This window comes from Streptomyces odonnellii (genome assembly GCF_000981895.1).
Taxonomy (GTDB): domain Bacteria; phylum Actinomycetota; class Actinomycetes; order Streptomycetales; family Streptomycetaceae; genus Streptomyces; species Streptomyces odonnellii.
The window spans coordinates 1-1,550 of the sequence record NZ_LATD01000575.1 but is presented as its reverse complement, the minus strand read 5'-3'; the positions used below and the strand labels follow the sequence as shown (position 1 = coordinate 1,550).

General features: G+C 71.9%; 1 protein-coding gene and 1 pseudogene. One reads left to right on the top strand and one right to left on the bottom strand.

Annotated features, from left to right (window positions below; translation table 11 throughout):
* The first annotated feature begins 100 nt into the window (after nucleotides 1-100).
* The gene (locus WH07_RS35240; protein ID WP_063775887.1) at nucleotides 101-1,084 is read left to right on the top strand and encodes a helix-turn-helix transcriptional regulator; all 984 of its coding nucleotides are present in this window, start codon (nucleotides 101-103) and stop codon (nucleotides 1,082-1,084) included.
* 151 nt (nucleotides 1,085-1,235) lie between these two features.
* Here the strand turns inward: WH07_RS35240 and WH07_RS35235 are convergent.
* Nucleotides 1,236-1,550: pseudogene (locus tag WH07_RS35235) on the bottom strand (hypothetical protein); the annotation flags it as partial.

Here is a 1,550-nt window from a genome sequence, read left to right as displayed (position 1 = left end):
GTTCAGGGCCGCTCGGCGGGCACCGTCGCAGGTGTGTGTGGGGGACAGGGGGCACCGGCAATATCAGGCGAGGGCCGCGGTACGCGCCGATACTGACCCCATGACCCGACACGGAGAGCTGGGCACGGCCCTGCACCGCTGGCGTGACCGGATCGCACCGGCCGAGGCCGGACTACCCACGGCGGGGACCCGTGAGCCGGGCGGACTGGGGCGCGAGGAACTGGCTCAGCTCACCGGACTGTCCGTGGACTACATCGTGAGGCTGGAGGAGGGCCGGGCGACCTCACCCTCCGTACAGGTCCTCACATCGCTGGCGCGCGCCCTGCGGCTGTCCGAAGATGAACGCAGACATCTGTTCCTGCTGGCGGGACAGTCCCCGCCCGCGCTGGGCCGGGTCCCCGACCGGGTACCGCCCACCGTGCGGCGGCTGCTCGGCCGGCTCGCCGGGACCCCGGTCGGGGTGCATGACGCCGCCTGGAACCTGATCACCTGGAATCCGCTGTGGGCCGCGCTGGTCGGGGATCCTTCAGGGCTGCCCGGACGCGACCGCAACGCCGTCTGGCGGCACTTCACCGGCCTGCCCACCAGGATCACCCAGACCGTGGAGCAGGAGGCGCGGTACGAGGCGGCGCTGGTCGCCGATCTCAGAGCCGCGACGGTTCATTACCCCACGGATGTACGGCTGCGGTTCCTGATCGGGGAGCTGCGGCGGGTGAGCAACCGGTTCGTGGGCCTGTGGAACTCCCATATCGTCGGCTTTCACGACACAGGTATCAGGACCGTCCACCATCCCGATGTGGGGCCGCTGACACTGGACTGCGACACCCTTACCGTGCCGGGCTGTGACCTCCGTATCTCGGCCTATTCAGCCGCACCCGGCACCGACGCCGCCGACAAGCTCCGGCTTCTCGACGTGCTCGGCACCGAGCCCATGCCGGACCGGGACCCGGATCCACAGCAGGTCGGAAAGCCGGACGGAATGCCGGACGGAATGCCTGATCGCATGCCGGGCGGGGCGCAAAACGGAAGCCAGGACGGGAGGCAGGACGAAAAATCACCCGATCGGGTGCCCGGCGGTCGGTGAACGCCCCCGTCGACACCGGTCGTCCGCCGTCACCCGTGCGCGCGACACGCCTCCCTCGGGGCCGTCGTGTCCGTACTGCCGCGCCCCGACGGGCGGAGGCGGTGGATACGTCCGGTCGGCTCACGTGCGATGCGCGGGGCCCGGTCCGTTTCTACGGTGGCTGAATGATCACCAGATCCGTGACGCGCTCCGCGTTCTCCGCGACTGTGGCCTTCGCCACCGGTTTGCTGGTCCTTTCGCCCGCGCCCGCACCGGCCGTCGCGGATTCCAGAAACGATCCGGCGGTGCGGGCCGCCGGCCTGCCGGGCGCCCCCGTGCCGGGTGCCGCCGTGCCGGGCGCGCCCGCCGACTCGCCCGCGCCGTCGAAGTCCCCGGCACCCTCCGCCTCCCCGGAGTCCCCGGCGCCGGGCCCCTCCGCATCACCCGGGACCTCAGCGTCCCCCAAGGCTCCCGCGAAGTCCCCCGC